17 protein-coding genes are annotated in these 16,949 nt (G+C 69.0%); 10 read left to right on the top strand and 7 right to left on the bottom strand.

Annotated elements, in window-relative coordinates; all coding sequences use genetic code 11:
• Positions 1-90 precede the first annotated feature (90 nt).
• From purF to arfB, 4 genes are read left to right on the top strand one after another with little or no spacing between them, the layout of a single operon-like run.
• Positions 91-1,596, top strand: a complete 1,506-nt coding sequence (purF, locus tag ACFOWZ_RS12885) for an amidophosphoribosyltransferase (protein WP_382372103.1) — start codon at positions 91-93, stop codon at positions 1,594-1,596.
• Between the two features lie 30 nt (positions 1,597-1,626).
• On the top strand, positions 1,627-2,688 hold the full coding sequence (gene purM / locus ACFOWZ_RS12880; protein ID WP_382372102.1) for a phosphoribosylformylglycinamidine cyclo-ligase: 1,062 nt from the start codon (positions 1,627-1,629) through the stop codon (positions 2,686-2,688).
• Between the two features lie 53 nt (positions 2,689-2,741).
• The gene (locus tag ACFOWZ_RS12875; protein ID WP_382372101.1) at positions 2,742-3,905 is read left to right on the top strand and encodes a SigE family RNA polymerase sigma factor; all 1,164 of its coding nucleotides are present in this window, start codon (positions 2,742-2,744) and stop codon (positions 3,903-3,905) included.
• Positions 3,906-3,915: 10 nt separating this feature from the next.
• Complete coding sequence (gene arfB / locus ACFOWZ_RS12870) at positions 3,916-4,338, top strand: alternative ribosome rescue aminoacyl-tRNA hydrolase ArfB (RefSeq protein WP_382372100.1); 423 nt, start codon at positions 3,916-3,918, stop codon at positions 4,336-4,338.
• Here the strand turns inward: arfB and ACFOWZ_RS12865 are convergent.
• The gene (locus ACFOWZ_RS12865) at positions 4,321-4,992 is read right to left on the bottom strand and encodes a response regulator (RefSeq protein WP_382372099.1); all 672 of its coding nucleotides are present in this window, start codon (positions 4,990-4,992) and stop codon (positions 4,321-4,323) included. The genes arfB and ACFOWZ_RS12865 overlap by 18 nt on opposite strands.
• The gene (locus ACFOWZ_RS12860) at positions 4,989-6,530 is read right to left on the bottom strand and encodes a sensor histidine kinase (protein ID WP_382372098.1); all 1,542 of its coding nucleotides are present in this window, start codon (positions 6,528-6,530) and stop codon (positions 4,989-4,991) included. The genes ACFOWZ_RS12865 and ACFOWZ_RS12860 overlap by 4 nt, the downstream gene beginning before the upstream one ends.
• Before the next feature lie 130 nt (positions 6,531-6,660).
• Here ACFOWZ_RS12860 and ACFOWZ_RS12855 point away from each other — a divergent pair, with 130 nt between their 5' ends.
• The 3 genes from ACFOWZ_RS12855 to ACFOWZ_RS12845 are packed head-to-tail and all read left to right on the top strand — an operon-like array spanning position 6,661 to position 9,647.
• Entirely contained in the window at positions 6,661-7,629 is a 969-nt protein-coding gene (locus tag ACFOWZ_RS12855) for a Bug family tripartite tricarboxylate transporter substrate binding protein (protein ID WP_382372668.1), read from the top strand.
• A complete protein-coding gene (locus ACFOWZ_RS12850) occupies positions 7,626-8,129 on the top strand; it encodes a tripartite tricarboxylate transporter TctB family protein (RefSeq protein WP_030471677.1) in 504 nt (167 codons plus the stop codon). The genes ACFOWZ_RS12855 and ACFOWZ_RS12850 overlap by 4 nt, the downstream gene beginning before the upstream one ends.
• Positions 8,130-9,647 (top strand): tripartite tricarboxylate transporter permease, encoded by a 1,518-nt coding sequence (locus tag ACFOWZ_RS12845; RefSeq protein ID WP_382372097.1) that lies wholly within the window; start codon positions 8,130-8,132, stop codon positions 9,645-9,647.
• 58 nt (positions 9,648-9,705) lie between these two features.
• Here ACFOWZ_RS12845 and ACFOWZ_RS12840 read toward each other — a convergent pair whose 3' ends face one another.
• The 5 genes from ACFOWZ_RS12840 to ACFOWZ_RS12820 form a co-directional block, all read right to left on the bottom strand.
• Positions 9,706-10,215, bottom strand: a complete 510-nt coding sequence (locus ACFOWZ_RS12840) for a BTAD domain-containing putative transcriptional regulator (RefSeq protein WP_382372096.1) — start codon at positions 10,213-10,215, stop codon at positions 9,706-9,708.
• A complete protein-coding gene (locus ACFOWZ_RS12835) occupies positions 10,212-10,478 on the bottom strand; it encodes a hypothetical protein (protein ID WP_382372095.1) in 267 nt (88 codons plus the stop codon). Before ACFOWZ_RS12835 ends, ACFOWZ_RS12840 begins: the two co-directional genes overlap by 4 nt.
• Before the next feature lie 259 nt (positions 10,479-10,737).
• Entirely contained in the window at positions 10,738-11,160 is a 423-nt protein-coding gene (locus ACFOWZ_RS12830; RefSeq protein WP_382372094.1) for a hypothetical protein, read from the bottom strand.
• 173 nt (positions 11,161-11,333) lie between these two features.
• A complete protein-coding gene (locus tag ACFOWZ_RS12825; RefSeq protein ID WP_382372093.1) occupies positions 11,334-12,827 on the bottom strand; it encodes a CoA-acylating methylmalonate-semialdehyde dehydrogenase in 1,494 nt (497 codons plus the stop codon).
• Positions 12,828-12,839: 12 nt separating this feature from the next.
• Entirely contained in the window at positions 12,840-13,952 is a 1,113-nt protein-coding gene (locus tag ACFOWZ_RS12820; protein ID WP_382372092.1) for a LacI family DNA-binding transcriptional regulator, read from the bottom strand.
• A gap of 134 nt (positions 13,953-14,086) precedes the next feature.
• Between ACFOWZ_RS12820 and ACFOWZ_RS12815 the strand changes: the two genes are divergently transcribed.
• From ACFOWZ_RS12815 to ACFOWZ_RS12805, 3 genes are read left to right on the top strand one after another with little or no spacing between them, the layout of a single operon-like run.
• Positions 14,087-15,082, top strand: a complete 996-nt coding sequence (locus ACFOWZ_RS12815) for a Gfo/Idh/MocA family protein (protein WP_382372091.1) — start codon at positions 14,087-14,089, stop codon at positions 15,080-15,082.
• 2 nt (positions 15,083-15,084) lie between these two features.
• Positions 15,085-15,945 carry a TIM barrel protein gene (locus tag ACFOWZ_RS12810; protein WP_382372090.1) on the top strand — a complete coding sequence of 287 codons (861 nt, stop codon included), beginning with the start codon at positions 15,085-15,087 and terminating at the stop codon, positions 15,943-15,945.
• Positions 15,946-15,959: 14 nt separating this feature from the next.
• Positions 15,960-16,943 carry a sugar ABC transporter substrate-binding protein gene (locus tag ACFOWZ_RS12805; RefSeq protein ID WP_030471686.1) on the top strand — a complete coding sequence of 328 codons (984 nt, stop codon included), beginning with the start codon at positions 15,960-15,962 and terminating at the stop codon, positions 16,941-16,943.
• Positions 16,944-16,949 lie beyond the last annotated feature (6 nt).

The raw sequence follows: 16,949 nt of genomic DNA, 5'->3' as shown, positions 1-16,949 counted from the left end.
CACCCCACCAGGGGTTCGGAGGGGGTGGTTGGCCCCCTGCTCCACTTACACTCGGGATGCAGCCAGCCCCACTCGTGAGGGAGCCACTCGGTGGTCGCCGACCATTCCCAGCCCGAACAGGAACCCCGTGAGGAGTGCGGCGTCTTCGGCGTCTGGGCTCCCGGTGAAGACGTCTCGAAGCTGACCTACTACGGGCTCTACGCCCTGCAGCACCGCGGCCAGGAGGCGGCGGGCATCTCTGTCGGTGACGGGGCGCAGGTCGTCGTCTTCAAGGACCTCGGGCTCGTCAGCCAGGTCTTCGACGAGCAGGTGCTCCAGAGCTTGAAGGGCCACGTGGCCGTCGGGCACTGCCGTTACTCCACCACCGGGTCCACGACCTGGGAGAACGCGCAGCCCACGTTCCGCACCACGGCCGCCGGCAGTGGCCTGAGCCTCGGTCACAACGGCAACCTGGTGAACACCGCCGAGCTGCTGGAGAAGGCCAAGGCGCTCGGCATCGTCGAGCGCAACGGTGCGACGACCGACTCGGACATCCTCTGCGGCCTGCTCGCTCACGCGGCGGCCGACAAGGGCATCGAGCAGGCCGCGCTGGAGCTCCTTCCGACGGTCAAGGGCGCGTACTGCCTGACCTTCAGCGACGAGTCCACCCTCTACGCGGCGCGTGACCCGCACGGGGTGCGGCCACTGGTGCTCGGCCGCCTCGAACGGGGCTGGGTCGTGGCGAGCGAGACCGCCGCGCTGGACATCGTGGGTGCGAGCTTCGTGCGCGAGGTCGAGCCCGGTGAGCTCATCGCGATCGACGAGGACGGGCTCCGCAGCAGCCGGTTTGCGACGCCCGAGCCCAAGGGCTGCATCTTCGAGTACGTCTACCTGGCCCGTCCGGACACGACGATCTCCGGTCGCGGCGTTCACGCCACGCGCGTCGAGATCGGGCGCCGGCTCGCCAAGGAGCACCCGGTCGAGGCCGACCTGGTCATCCCGGTGCCCGAGTCCGGTACGCCGGCCGCCATCGGGTACGCGCAGGCCAGCGGCATCCCGTACGGGTCGGGCCTGGTCAAGAACGCCTACGTCGGCCGGACGTTCATCCAGCCGTCGCAGACCATCCGCCAGCTGGGCATCCGGCTGAAGCTGAACCCGCTGAGGGACGTCATCCGCGGCAAGCGGCTCGTGGTGGTGGACGACTCGATCGTGCGCGGCAACACCCAGCGCGCGCTCGTCCGCATGCTGCGCGAGGCCGGCGCGCTCGAGGTCCACGTGCGGATCGCGTCGCCGCCCGTCAAGTGGCCGTGCTTCTACGGCATCGACTTCGCCTCGCGGGCCGAGCTCATCGCGAACGGCCTGGACGACGACGGCATCCGGCGGTCTGTCGGTGCCGACTCGCTCGGGTACGTGTCGCTCGAGCAGCTCGTCGCGGCCACCGAGCAGCCCAAGACGCGGCTGTGCGCGGCGTGCTTCGACGGCGAGTACCCCATCGAACTGCCGCAGGACGCGCTCATCGGCAAGCACCTGCTCGAAGGCCTCAAGGGCGTGTCGGGCTCGGCCGCTCCCGTCCTGGCCAACGGCTATGGTGCCGAAGACGCCCTGCGTCGTCCCTGAGCTCCCAAGATCCAAGTGGAAGAAGTTGACGTGACCGACAGCGCCAAGGCCACCTACGCCTCCGCCGGAGTCAGTATCGCCGCAGGTGACGAGGCGGTGGAGAAGCTCAAGCCGTGGGCGGCCAAGGCGCACCGTCCCGAGGTCCTCGGCGGGATCGGTGGGTTCGCGGGCCTGTTCCAGCTCAAGCTCGACCGCTGGAAGGAGCCGGTCCTCGCCTCCTCCACGGACGGCGTCGGCACCAAGATCGCGGTCGCGCAGGCGCTCGACAAGCACGACACCGTCGGCATCGACCTCGTCGCCATGATCGTGGACGACCTGGTCGTCTGCGGTGCCGAGCCGCTGTTCGTGCAGGACTACATCGCGGTCGGCAAGGTCGTCCCCGACAGGATCGCGGCGCTGGTCAAGGGCATCGCCGAGGGCTGTGTCCAGGCCGGCTGCGCGCTGCTCGGCGGCGAGACGGCCGAGCACCCCGGCCTGATGGGCGACGACGACTACGACATCTCCGGCACCGGCGTCGGCGTGGTCGAGCACTCCAAGCTGCTCGGCCCGGAGCGGGTCCGCGACGGCGACGTCGTGATCGCGATGGGCTCGTCCGGCCTGCACTCCAACGGCTACTCGCTCGCGAGGCACGTGCTCCTGGAGATCGCGCGCATGCCGCTCGAGGGTCACGTCGAGGAGTTCGGCCGCACCCTCGGCGAGGAGATGCTGGAGCCGACCAAGATCTACGCCAAGGACTGCCTCGCGCTGATCGCCGAGACCGAGGTCCGCGGGTTCTCGCACGTCACCGGTGGCGGCCTGGCCGCGAACCTGGCCCGCGTCCTGCCGGAGGGCCTGCACGCCAAGCTCGACCGCGGCACCTGGACGCCCGCGCCGGTCTTCCAGCTCATCGCCCAGCGCGGCCGCGTGGAGCGCGAGGAGATGGAGAAGGCGTTCAACATGGGCGTCGGCATGGTCGCCGTCGTCGCGCCGGAGGACGTCGACCGCGCCCTGGCCGTGCTCACCGCCCGCCACGTCCCGGCGTGGGTGCTCGGCGAGGTCACCAAGTCCGAGGAGGGCGGCGCCGCGCTCGTCGGCGACCACCCGCGTTTCTGAGGCAACCTCCTGACCCGGTCGCCGCGTACTAAGCGGCGACCGAGGAGGGGCACTTGGACCGCGACCGCGAGTTCGGGGAGTACGTCGACGCACGGGCTCTCGTCATGCGCCGCACGGCGTTCCTGCTGTGCGGCGACTGGCACCGCGCCGAGGACATCGTCCAAACGGCGCTGATCAAGCTCTACGGGGCCTGGTCGCGCGTCCGCAGGGACAGCGTGGACGCCTACGCGCGCAAGGTTCTCGTGCGCACCGCCATCGACGACGGCCGCCGCGGCTTCTTCCACCGCGAACGGACCGTCGACGCCGTGCCCGAGAGCCCTGTCGCCGACCACTCGTCCGACCTCGACCTCAAGCTGGCGCTGGACGCGTTGCCACCGGGGCAACGCGCCGTCGTCGTGCTGCGGTACTGGGAGGACCTGAGCATCACCGAGACCGCCCGCATTCTCGGCAGGACGGAGGGCACGGTGAAGAGTCAGGCGGCCAAGGGCCTCGCCGCGTTGCGCGACCTGCTGGTGGACGAGCCGGAGTCGCGGATCCACACGTCCGAGGTGATCAGGAAGGGCAAGTCGAGGCTCGCCCGCAGGCGCACGGCGATCGCGACGGCGATGGCGTTCGTGCTGCTGGCGGGACTGGGCACGGCCGGCTACCTGGCGCTGCCGCGGCCGACGGCGACCAGTACGGGAGGGTACGCGCTGGATCCCGTGGCCCAGCGCAACGCGCAGCTCACCGAGTTGTTCCGCAGGTCCTACCAGCTGCCTGCGGGCGTGACCGCCGACGACGTCCCCGAGATCAACGCCAAGGCGTTCGTGTTCTTCACGCGCACCAACACCAACACCCCCGACAACCTGCGGCGGGCGGTGGCCAGGCTGATCGACGCGCAGGGCGTCGGCGGTGTCACGATCGCGATCGGGCCCGCCCCCGCAGGTGGTGTCGGCGACTGCGGCGATGATCCGTCCTGCGAGATCGTGGAGCGCAACGGCATCAAGATCGGCATCAACCAGGTCAAGTTCCCCGGCCGGCCTGACCTGCTGAGGACGTACGTCACCGCCCTGCACCCCGACAACACGGTCGTCACCGTCACCAGCGACAACATGGGCGTCTTCGACGACGGCACGTGGGGCAACCCCGGCTACAGCGGAGCGGCGTCGCGGCCGACCCTCGCCCTCGACCGCGAGGAGCTGATAAAGATCGCGACAATCCCGGGGATCACCTCGTAGCCTTGGGGGCATGAACGACGTGACCGTGACTCGGACGCTGGTGATTCCAGCGTCTGAGTTGCGCGAACGTTTTTCCAGGTCAGGTGGGCCGGGCGGGCAGGGAGTGAACACGGCGGACAGCCGCGTGGAGCTCTCGTTCGACCTGGCTGCCTCGCCGTCAGTGCCCGAGCACCTCAAGCGCCGGATGCTCGACCGCCTGGAGAACAGGCTGGTCGACGGCGTGCTCACGATCGCGGCCTCCGAGCACCGCGCGCAGCTGCAGAACCGCGCCGCCGCACGGGAACGGCTCGCCGCGATCCTTCGTGCGGCCGCCGCGCCGCCGCCTCCGATGCGCAAGCCGACCAAGCCCACGAAGGGCTCGAAGGAACGTCGCATCGCCGGAAAGAAGCGCCGCGCCGAGACCAAGCGCGGTCGTTCAGGCTCCTGGGACTAGCGCGTAGATCCGTTCCGGGCGACCGGTTCCGCCGTACCGCAACCGCACCTCGGCCCGTCCGTTGGCCACGAAGTGCTCCAGGTACCGCCGCGCACTCACCCTCGCGACGCCGGTCGACGACGCGCACTCCGAAGCCGAGAGGCCGTCCGGATGCGACCGCAGCGCGCCCTCCACGAGCCGTGCGGTCTCCGGCGTCAACCCCTTGGGCAGCAACGGTTTTGACGACGGACGCGCCCCGAACACCTGGTCCACGTCCGCCTGCCCCGCCGAGTCGAGCCGGTGCAGCTTCTCCTGCAACGACGCGAAGTGCGCGAGCTGGTCGCGCAGCGCGGAGTAGTCGAACGGCTTGATCAGGTAGTGCAGCACGCCACCGCGCATCGCACTGCGCACGGTGTCCACGTCGGTCGCGGCCGTGATCACGATGACGTCCACGTCCTCGTTGGCGCGCAACGACTTCAGCACTTCGAGCCCGCTCTGGTCCGGCAGGTAGATGTCGAGCAGCACCAAGTCCGGCTTCAGCGACGCCACCAACCGCAACGCGTCGCCGCCGGTGTGCGCGACCCCGACGACCTCGAACCCGTCGGTGCGGGCGACGTAACCGCTGTGCACCTTGGCCACCATGAAGTCGTCGTCGACGACCAGCACGCGGATCACCAGGGCAGCCTTGCGGTGAAGACCGAGCCCGACACGCTCACCGAACCGCCGCGGCGCAGACAGGCCCGTCTGATCAACGCGAGGCCGAGGCCGCGTTCACCGTGCGATGCCGCCTTGGTCGTGAACCCGTGCCGGAACACCTCTTCCGCGAGCTCCGGTGCCACACCGGGACCGGAGTCGCGCACCACGACCTGGACCTCGTCGTCCAACTGCATCACACCCACCTCGATCCACTTGCCTGCTCCGTTCGACGCGCTGAGCGAGCTCAGCGCGTCCAACGCGTTGTCGACGAGATTGCCCAGCACCATCACCAGATCCGCCGACAACGCCTCGTCGACGCGTCCGAGCACGCTGTCCGGTCCCATCCGCAGGGCCGTGCCGCGTTCGGCCGCGAGCGACGCCTTCGCGATCAGCAGCGCGGCCACTGCGGGGTCGCCGATCGACGAGCTGACCTCGGCCCGCCACTGGTCCTGCGCCGAGCTGATCTGGTGAATGTAGTTGGTGACCTCGTCGTACTCCTTGAGCGCGATCAGCCCGGCGATCGTGTGCAGCCGGTTCGCGAACTCGTGCGCCTGGGCCCGCAACGTGTCCGTGGCGTGCTGTGACGCGTCGAGTTCGTGTTGCAGCGCCAGGAGTTCCGTGCGGTCCCGCAACGTCACGACCGCGCCCTCGCCGCCCGCGATCGGCATCCGGTTCAACGTCAGCACGACGCCCTGGCGCAGCACCAGCTGGTCGACGCCGGTCGCGCGGCCGGTCAGCACGTCGCGCAGGCGGTCGTTGAGCTCCAGCTCCTCGACCGAGCGGCCGACCGCGTCCTCCGGCAACGCCAGCAGGTCGCGCGCGTGGTCGTTGACCAGCGTGATCCGGTTCTGCCCGTCGAGGCCGACGACACCCTCGCGGATGCCGTGCAGCAACGCCTCGCGGTTCTCGACCAGCGCGGTGATCTCGTGCGGCTCCAGCCCGAGCGTCTGGTTCTTCACCCGGCGCGCCAGCAGCAACGACCCGGTGACGCCGATGAGCAGCGCGATCGCCAGGTAGCGCAGCAGGTCGACGGGCTGCTGCAGCACACCGGCGAAGACCCCTTGGTCCTGCGCGCCCGCGATCACCATGCCGTTCACGCGACGGCTGACCGGGTCGAACACCGGCACGTGCGCCTCGATCGAGTCGCCGACCGTCCCCGTCCACGACCTGCCCTCGAGCGCGGTGGTCCTGGTGTCCAGAGTGGACCCGATCTGGTCGGGGACCGGCGAGGCGATCACGAGCCGCTTGTCGTTGAGGATCAGCACGTAGGAGGCCCCGGACAGGCTGCGGGCCGTCTCGGCGGGCGCGGCGAGCAGTCGCCAGTTGCCCATCTGCTCCTGGACCAGCGAGTTCGCGGCCACGGTCTCGGCGACCGACAGCATCCGGCGTTCCTCGTTGGAGCGAAAGTTGCTGCCCGTCTGGACGACAGTCAGCGCGCCCACCGCGCACAGTAGCAAGGTGACCACTACGAGTTGCCATGCGAGAAGCTGGCTGGCCAGGGAACGTCTGCGGCGCATGTGACCTCCCGTGACCAGAAAGACCGAAAGAAACCTTAGAAGCGCAAGAGCGACATCAAGGTTTACACCAGAGCAACATGTCGAACCACGCGGATGAGAGGCGGGGATCACAGTGTCGGTGAAGGTGTGGGTGGCGGTGGCGACGGCGTTGCTCGCCGTCCTGCTGGTGCCACCGCTGCTGACGCCGGGTGCGGACAGCGGCGAGACCAGCCAGGTGCGGTCGTTGCGCGTGCTCGTGCCGAACCAGCCGGGCGGCGGGTACGACATCACGGCGCGCACGGCGGCGAAGGCCATGGAGGACGCTGACCTGCTGCGCAACGCCGAGGTGTTCAACCTCCCCGGCGCGGGCGGCACGGTCGGGCTCGGGCGCACGGTCGGCGAGCGCGGCAACGGCAAGCTGATCATGTCGATGGGCCTGGGCGTCGTGGGTGCGGTGTACACGAACAAGTCGCCGAACTCGCTGCTCGACACCACCCCGATCGCGAAGCTGATCGAGGAACCGGACATCGTCGTGGTCGCGAAGGACTCGCCGTACACGTCGATGCAACAACTCGTGGACGCGTGGAAGGCCAACCCCGGCACCGTGACCGTCGGCGGCGGTTCGGCACCGGGCGGGCCCGACCACCTGGCGCCGATGCTGATCGCGAAGGCCGTGGGCCTGCCGCCCAAGACGGTCAACTACATCCCGTTCGACGGCGGTGGCGAGCTGCTGGCGAGCGTGCTGGGCGGCAAGGTCGCGTTCGGGGTCTCCGGCGTCGGCGAGTACCGCGACCAGATCCAGGCCGGCACGTTGCGGGTGCTCGCGGTGACGAGCAAGGACCGCATCCAGGGCATCGACGCGCCGACGCTCAAGGAGTCCGGTGTGGACGTCGAGTTCACCAACTGGCGCGGGATCGTCGCGCCGCCCGGCATCACGCAGAACGACCGCGACAAGCTGGTCGACGTGTTCGCGCGGCTCCACAAGACGTCGCAGTGGGCGGAAGCGTTGCAGCGCAACGGCTGGACGGACGCCTTCGCACCGGGAGACGAGTTCAGGACCTTCCTGGAAAACGAGAACAAGCGGGTGGCAACGGTGCTCAAGGACTTGGGGCTGGCATGACAGCGACGAAAGCGTGGTTGCGGGAACGCTCTGAGCTGGGCATCTGCGCCCTGCTGGTCGTGCTCGGCGTGCTGGTGCTGACCGACGCCGTGCGCATCCCCACGGACTTCGCGCAGCGCGGCCCGGTCGGCCCGAAGGCGGTGCCGATCCTGGTCGGGTCGCTGCTGCTGGTCGTCGCCGTGATGCTCGCCCGCGACGTGCTGCGCGGCGGCCGCGGCGAGGCCGAGGGCGGCGAGGACGTCGACCTGTCCGAACCGGCCGACTGGCGCACGGTTCTGCTGCTGTGCGGTGCCTTCCTCGCGAACGCCGCGCTGATCGGCGTCGTCGGGTTCCCGATCTCCGGCGCGATCCTGTTCTGGGGCGCCGCCTACGCGCTCGGCAGCAGGGCGTACGTCCGCGACCCGCTGATCGCGGCCGGCCTGTCGATCCTCACGTTCGCGGTGTTCAACAACCTGCTCGGCGTCCCGCTCCCCGGTGGCCCGTTGATGGAGGTGTTCTAGGTGGAACAACTGCTCGACGGCTTCGCGACCGCGCTGACGCCGACACATCTGCTGTTCGCCGCGATCGGCGTGCTGCTCGGCACCGCGATCGGCGTCCTGCCGGGCATCGGCCCGGCGATGGCGGTGGCACTGCTGCTGCCCGTCACCTACGGCATGGAGCCGACCGGCGCGTTCATCATGTTCGCGGGCATCTACTACGGCGGCATGTTCGGTGGTTCGACGACGTCGATCCTGCTGAACACACCGGGCGAGAGCGCCGCTGTCGTCACCGCGTTCGAAGGCAATCCCATGGCCCGCAAGGGACGTGGTGCGCAAGCGCTTGCCGCCGCCGCCATCGGCCACTTCACCGGCGGCATCATCGGCACGATGCTGATCGTGCTGCTGGCGCCGTTCGTGGCCAAGCACGCCGTCGACATCGGTGCGCCGGACCTGTTCGCGATCATGGTGCTGGCGTTCATCGCCGTGACGTCGGTGCTGGGTTCGTCGCGAGTGCGCGGCGTGGCGTCGTTGCTCATCGGCCTGACGATCGGGCTGGTCGGCCTCGACGAGATGACCGGCCAGCAGCGCCTCACGTTCGGCTCGCTGCACCTGGCCGACGGCATCGACGTGATCGTCGTCGCGGTGGCGCTGTTCGCGGTCGGTGAGGCCCTGTGGGTCGCGGCCCACCTGCGCCGCAAGCCTTTCGTGCCGATTCCCGTCGGCCGTCCGTGGCTGTCGAAGGCCGACCTGAAGCGCACCTGGAAGCCGTGGCTGCGCGGGCCGGCGATCGGCTTCCCGTTCGGCGCGATCCCGGCCGGTGGCGCGGAGATCCCGACGTTCCTGTCGTACGTGACGGAGAAGCGGCTCTCCAAGCACAAGGACGAGTTCGGCAAGGGCGCGATCGAGGGCGTCGCGGGCCCGGAGTCCACGGCTTCCGCGTCCGCCGCGGGCACCCTGGTCACGATGCTGACCCTGGGCCTGCCGACGACGGCGACCGCGGCCGTCATGCTCGCGGCGTTCCAGACGTACGGCATCCAGCCGGGCCCGCTGCTGTTCCAGCGCGAGGCCGGCCTGGTGTGGGCGTTGATCGCGTCGCTGTTCATCGGCCTGACGCTGCTGCTGGTGCTGAACCTGCCGCTGGCGCCGTTGTGGGCGAAGCTGCTGCGGATCCCGCGGCCGTACCTCTACGCGGGCATCCTGTTCTTCGCGTCGGTCGGTGCGTACGCGGTGAACGCGGACATCTTCGACCTGCTGCTGATGTTCGTGATCGGTGTGCTGGGCTTCGCGATGCGCCGCTACGGCCTCCCGGTGCTGCCCGCGATCATCGGCGTGATCCTCGGCCCGGCCGCGGAACAGCAGATGCGCCGTTCGCTGCAGCTCTCCGACGGCTCGCTGACCGGTCTGGTCAACAGCCCGATGGCGATCGTCGTGTACGTGATCGTGCTGCTGATCGTGTTCTTCCCGCTGATCCGCCGCTTCCTCCCCAGCCCAACGCCTCCTGCCGCTCCCACTCCCGAGCGCGAGAAAATCGACGCCTGAGAAGAGTACGCGGGGCGCTTTCGTACTCTCCTGGAGTACGGAAGGGCCCCGCGTGCGTCTAAGCGCTGCGCACGATGAGGATGGCGAACGGTTTTTCGTCGGTCGGGGTGCTGAGAGCCAGCTCCGTCTGCTCGCGCAACGTCGCCCACAGCTCCATCACGCGGGCCACCTGCGGCTCGGGCAGTCCGCAGATCGTCACGAACGCCCGCACCTGCTCGGGCTTCGTCGGCAGCTTGCGGCGCTTGAGCAACGAGTAGACCTGGCTGCGCGGCAGCACCTGGCCCGCCCGTCTGGAGATCTCCGGCAACGTCAGCCCCGACCGCACCTGGACCAGCCGCAGCAGGTCGATGAACTCGGCCTCCGTCGCGGCGCGCAGCTCGGCGGTCGAGGTCGCGATGAGCGGCAGCGCCGGGTCCGGGTCGATGCCCAGCTCGGTCCGCAGGATCACGCGGACCTCCCGGTAAGCGGCGAGCGCTTCCGTTCGCCGTCCCGATCTGGACAGCGCGAGCATGAGCTGCGACCACAGCCGGTTGAGGCGCTCGAGCGGGTCGCCGTCGGGACAGGTCATCGCTCGGTGTCCTGCCAGATCATCGGCGGGTCGGACGGCGGCAGCACGCCGAACCTCGCGCTGAACGGCCGGATCCCGATCAGGCGGCTCCTGCTCAGCGTCGTGGTCACGGCCATCACGGCTCCCGTGGTCGCCACGGCGGCGACCGGCGAGTGGCCCTGCGTCAGCATCCATCCGGTGAAGACGAACGCGGTCACCACGAGCAGGACGGTGCTCGGGCCGGATGACGAGCAACGCCTGCGTGAATGCGGCGGGGTGGTCATGCGAACTCCTGGTTGGGGGTGGACCAGCTGGGTGCGGCGAAAAGCCGTGGGCGCGGAAAGCGTCAGCGCGGACTATTGGCGTAGCCGCGGACTCTGCGACATAACGGCTCGACCACGATCCTGTCACTCGAACGGGTGACTGCCAACTGAATCGCCGTCCACGTTTTTCACGTCATGTGCAACAACGTCTCAATCCGTCCAGCGAAGTCCAACTGTCCAGCTTTTGTCACCTTTCGTGAAGCCGCTGACCACGGAGTGCTCAATTGGTCGTATTGGCCACGTCCAATGCCGTCCAACGGTCTGGCCGGTCGGAGCTGTCGACAGTTAGGCTTGAGCTACCCCTGGCCGAGCTCTGGACCAGCTGGACAGCGGGGTGCGGTCTCCCGTTGGCGCGGGAGGCCGCCACGCGTCTCCACTGCTCCACCCAGCCCTCCAGCGTCTCGGCCGGCTCTCCGCAACCGGTCAGGAATGCGCGCAGCTGGTCCTCCCGCTTCGGGAACCGGAACGTGCACAGGGCGTGGGCGGTGCTCTTCGGCAGCATGAGCTCGCCGGTGTTGTCGGAGACCTGTTTGTACGAGAGTCCTCGCGACTCGCGCAGCTGGTTCAGCGAGCGGATGAATTCGGCACGTTCGGTCGCGCGGCATGCCGTCGCGAACGGACTGTCGTCCTCGCTGAGCGACATCGTGTTCGGTCCTCCTGCGCAGTTTTTGGGAGCGCCGATAATACCGACCTGTCCAGCACCGTTGCCGAACGGTGATCCGTGTCGCGATATTCCATGATCAGCGAACTGGTAATTGGTTCGTACCAAATAGAAACGGCCGCCCCGGCAAGGGACGGCCGTCGAGGCTGAACCGGTCAGCCGTGCGTGGGAAAGCCCAGGTTCACGCCGTGTTGCTGCGGCCACCGCGCCGTGACGGCCTTGGCGCGCGTGTAGAACTTCACGCCCTCGGCGCCGTGCACGTGCGTGTCGCCGAACAACGAGTCCTTCCAGCCGCCGAACGAGTAGTAGGCCATCGGTACGGGGATCGGCACGTTGATGCCGACCATGCCGACGTGCACGCGCCGCTGGTACTCGCGGGCCGCGAGCCCGTCGCCGGTGTAGATCGCGGTGCCGTTGCCGTAGGGGTTGGCGTTCACCAGTTCCACGGCGTCCTCGAACGTGTCCGCGCGGACGACCGACAGCACCGGGCCGAAGATCTCGTCGGTGTAGATCGTCATGTCGGGCGTGACGTGGTCGAAGAGCGTTGGGGCGAGCCAGAACCCGTTCTCGTGGCCTTCGGGCGCGTGCCCACGTCCATCGACGACCAGCGACGCGCCTGCTGCCTCTCCCGCGTCCACGTAGGACTTCACCTTGTCCCGGTGCACGCCGGTGACGAGCGGTCCCATCTGGGCGGACGGGTCCGTGCCGGGCAGCACCGACGGGTGCAGGTCGCGGGTCCGCTCGGCGATCTTCTCGACCAGGGCGTCACCGGTCTCGCCGACCGCCACGACGACCGAGATCGCCATGCAGCGCTCGCCCGCGGAGCCGTAACCGGCGGAAACGGCGGCGTCGGCGGCCACGTCGAGGTCGGCGTCGGGCAGCACGACCATGTGGTTCTTGGCGCCGCCCAGCGCCTGCACGCGCTTGCCGGCCGCGGTGCCGCGCGAGTAGACGTGTCGCGCGATCGGGGTGGAGCCGACGAACGACGCCGCCGCGACGTCCGGGTGGTCGAGCAGCGCGTTCACCGCGAAGGCGTCACCCTGCAACACGTTCAGCACGCCGTCGGGCAGACCGGCCTCCGCGAACAGCTCGGCGAGGCGGATCGAGGCGGACGGGTCGCGCTCGGAAGGCTTGAGCACGAAGGTGTTCCCGGTCGCGATGGCGATGGGGAACATCCACATCGGCACCATCACGGGGAAGTTGAACGGGGTGATGCCCGCGACCACGCCGAGCGGCTGGCGCAACGAGTACGCGTCGACACCGCGCGAGACCTGTTCGGAGTGCTCGCCCTTGAGCAGCTGCGGGATGCCGCACGCGAACTCGACGACCTCGAGCCCGCGCTGCACCTCACCGGCCGCGTCGGACAGCACCTTGCCGTGCTCGGACGTGATGATCGCGGCCAGCTCGTCGCGGTGCGTGTGCAGCAGGTGGCGGTACTCGAAGAGGATCCTGCTGCGGGTCGACAGCGACGACTCGGACCAGGACTGGGCGGCCTTCAGCGAGGACGAGACCGCGAGGTCGACGTCGGCCTGTTCGGCCAGCACGACCTGTGCTGCGACCTCGCCGGTGGCCGGGTTGAAGACGTCGGACGTGCGGGACGACACCCCCGTGGTGCGGGCGCCGTCGATCCAGTGGGGGATGGTGCTCAACGCGGACTCCGTTCAATGGTCGCGGCTGCGCCGCTCCGGCGACTTCGCCTGGAAGTCGGCCGTCCGGCTCCCGCTTCCTGCCGAATCGCCTTCGGCGGTTGACAGGAAGGGGGCACCGGACGACCGACGCGAAGTCGCTGGTGGAGCAGTCGTGTTGCGGACTACGAGAGAGGGATTGAGGAGGTGGCGCACGGGTTCGGTGCGCTGTTCGCGGACCCGTTGCAGCAGGGCGTCCGCCGCCAACCGGCCGAACTCGGCACGGGGCTGGTCGATCGTGGTCAGGGAGACGTGACGGAGTGCCGCCAGTGAGGTGTTGTCGTACCCCACAACGGAAACGTCCTGTGGCACGCGCAGTCCGGCGTCCTCCAACGCCGAGATCGCGCCGACGGCGTTGAAGTCGTTGCAGGACAGGATGGCCGTGGGCAACGCGCCGTCGTCGATCAACCCGCGGATGGCTCGCGCGCCCGCCGCGTCGGTGTACTCCGACGGCACGACCTGAGGCGTCAGCCCGTGCGCCTCCATCGCGGTCACGTAGCCACGGCGACGAGGTCCGGCCTGAGTGCCCTCGCCACCGTCCAGGTGGGCGATGCGCTTGTGCCCCAACGACACCAGGTGGTCGACCGCCAGTCGTGCGCCCTGCTCGCCGTCGTCGTTCACCGTGTCCACAGTGGACACGCGGGACGACCGGGCCACGAGCACGATCGGAAGTTGTTCGGCGGCCTTGGAGATCGCGGTCGCGGGCACGACGGGCGACAGGAGGATGAGTCCGGCGGGACGGAAGGAGAGCAGCGACTCCAGCGCGCGGCGCTCGCGGGCGGGTGAGCGGCCACCGGTGTTGATGATGATGTCGAACCCCTGCTCGCGCGCGACCTCGTCGATGCCGTCCACGACCTCGGCGAAGAACGCGTTGTGCAGGTCGGACACCATCACGCCGAGCACCGTCGACGTGCGCGACGCCAGCGAGCGTGCCATGGCGTGCGGCGAGTACCCCAGCTCCTCCGCGGCCTTCAGGACAGCACTGCGTCGCGCCTCGCTCACCTTGGGTGAGTTGCGCATCACGAGTGACACCAGTGCTCGCGAGACGCCCGCACGCAATGCGACGTCCTCCATCGTGGGTCTGACCACTGGTAACCACCTCCCCTCACGTCACGGGCGGGAAACACACCCTTGACACCCGTGTGACGGAAGCTACAGCATTAGAGCGCTCCAACCAATAGAGCGCTCTAACACATCACGGCGATGAACAGGGGAAACCTGCGATGCGGATCGGAGTAGCGGGTGTCGGCAGGATCGGCACCATGCACGCGACCAACCTCGCCGCGCTGGATCGAGTCGACGAGGTGCTCCTCTTCGACCCGGTGCCCGGTCGTGCCGCGCAGGCGTCGGCTGACCTGAGCGGGACCAAGGCGGTGGACGACCTCGACACGTTGCTCGGCAACGTCGACGGTGTCCTGCTCGCGACCCCGACGAACACCCACCCGGAGATGCTGCGGGCGGCGATCGCCAAAGGTGTCCCCACGCTGTGCGAGAAGCCCATCGCGAGCGACCTCGCCGAGATGACCTCGCTGGTCGAGGACGTCGAGAAGTCGGGCGTCGAGGTGCTCGTGGGCTTCCAGCGCCGGTTCGACCCGGCCATCTACGAGCTGAACCGCCGGATCCGCGCGGGCGAGGTCGGCGACATCTACCTGGTCAGGGCCGTCGGCAACGACGCGAACCCGCCGGACTTCTCCTACCTGCCCGCGTCCGGTGGCATCTTCCGCGACCTGCTGATCCACGACCTGGACTGCGTGCCGTGGCTCGTCGGCGAACCGGTCGTCGAGGTCTACGCGTCCGGCTCGGTGCTGGTGCACCAGGCGTTCGCCGACGCCGACGACGTGGACAACGCCGTCGTGATGCTCAAGTTCGCGGGCGGCGCGCACGCCACGCTGGCCGGCGGACGGCACGACCCGGTCGGCTACGACCACCGCATCGAGGTGCTGGGCAGCAAGGACTCGCTGGTCGCCGGCGTCGACCCGAAGACCCCGCTGAACTCGCTGGAGCCCGGCGGTCACGTGGCCGGACCGGACGCCTACCCCGGTTTCCCGGAGCGCTTCCACCGCGCGTACGTCAACGAGATGAACCTGTTCACGCAGGTCGTTGCGGGCGAAGTCGCGAACCCGTCACCGGCGCGGGAGAGTTTGATCAGCCTTCGCCTGGCTGAAGCGTGTGAGCAGTCGCGCCGCACCGGCGCACCGGTGAAGATCGAGGGGAACTGAGCATGGCCAAGATCGCTGGGGCACCCATCTCCTGGGGCGTGTGCGAGGTACCTGGCTGGGGCAACGTCCTGCCGGCCACGACCGTTCTCACCGAGATGAACGAGCTGGGCCTGCAAGCCACCGAGCTCGGTCCGCCCGACTACCTGCCCGCCGACCCCGGTGCGTTGAGGGCGCTGCTCACCGAGTTCGAACTCTCGCTGGTCGGCGGCTTCCTCGCCGTCACGCTGCACACCGACGTCCAGTCCACTCTGGACGAAGCCGACCGCGTGGCCGCAATCCTGAAGGCGGGCGGTGCCGAGGTGCTCGTGCTCGCCGCCGCCACCGGCCTCGACGGCTACGACGAACGACCGCAGCTCACCGACGACGAGTGGAACACCCTCGTCGACACCTGCGCGAAGATCCGGGAGATCGCCGCCGGGCACGGCTTGCAGACCGTGCTGCACCCGCACGTGGGCACCCACGTCGAGCGGGAGGCGGAGGTCGACAGGTTCCTCGCGGACTCCGATCTCCAGCTCTGCCTGGACACCGGCCACCTCCTCATCGGTGGCACGGACCCGGTCGAGCTGGCGCGCCGCTACCCGGACCGGATCGGTCACGTGCACCTCAAGGACGTGCGTGACGAGATCGCGGCGAAGGTGCGCAGCGGCGAGCTCAGTTACACCGATGCCGTGGAACAGGGCATCTACGTGCCGCTCGGGGACGGCGACGTGGACGTGGAAGCGCTGGTGAAGCTCGTTCAAGAGGCGGGCTACACCGGATGGTTCGTGCTTGAGCAGGACACGCGGCTCAAGGACGGAAGTCCAGTGGACAAGCCACTGAAGGACACCGCGCGCAGCCTCGCGCACCTCGGAAAGATCCTCTGAAGGGACTGGAGACGATGAAGTCTCGCTTGGTCATCCGTGCGGGCGTTGCTCTCGCCGGTGTTGCTCTACTCGCCGCGTGCAGCGGTCCCACGGGTTCCAACACCCAGAACACGCAGAACAACAGCGCGCCGGCGACCGGTGACCTCAAGGTCGCCGTCATCACGCACGGCACCGCGGGTGACGCGTTCTGGAGCGTGGTGAAGGTCGGCGCGGAGGACGCGGGCAAGCAGCTCGGCGTCGGCGTCACGTACAACTCCGACGGCGATCCCGGCGCCCAGGCGAAGCTGATCGACAACGCCGTGACGCAGAAGGTCGGCGGCATCGTCGTGTCGATGGCGAACCCGGACGCGTTGAAGACCTCCATCGAGAACGCCGTCAAGGCGGGCATCCCGGTCATCACGATCAACTCCGGCAGCGCGAAGAGCGCGGAGTTCGGTGCGATGGCGCACGTCGGCCAGGAGGAGTCGATCGCCGGTGAGGAAGCCGGCAAGAAGCTCAAGGCCGCGGGCAAGACCAAGCTGCTGTGCGTGATCCACGAGGCCGGCAACACGGGCCTCAACCAGCGCTGCGACGGTGCCCGCACCGGCTTCGGCGGCGCGGTGGAGAACCTCCAGGTCGACATCTCGAACCCGACCGACATCGAGGCCCGCATCAAGGCCAAGCTGCAGTCCGACACGGCCGTCGACGGCGTGCTGGCGCTGAACCCGCAGGTCGCCGTGAACGCGGCGTCCGCGATCAAGGGCGCGAGCTCGAAGGCGCAGGTCGCGACGTTCGACCTGAACGCGGACGTGGTCAACTCGATCAAGGCGGGCGACGTGCTGTTCGCCGTCGACCAGCAGCAGTACGAGCAGGGCTACCTGCCGATCGTGATGCTGAAGCTCTTCAAGGACAACGCCAACACCCTCGGTGGCGGCAAGCCCGTCCTCACCGGTCCCGGCTTCGTCGACAAGTCCAACGTGGACAAGGTCGCGGAGTACGCCAAGAACGGCAAGAGGTAAGGAGGG

Source organism: Lentzea rhizosphaerae (assembly GCF_042649515.1).
Taxonomy (GTDB): Bacteria; Actinomycetota; Actinomycetes; order Mycobacteriales; family Pseudonocardiaceae; genus Lentzea; species Lentzea aerocolonigenes.
This window is presented reverse-complemented; position numbering and strand designations above follow the sequence as displayed.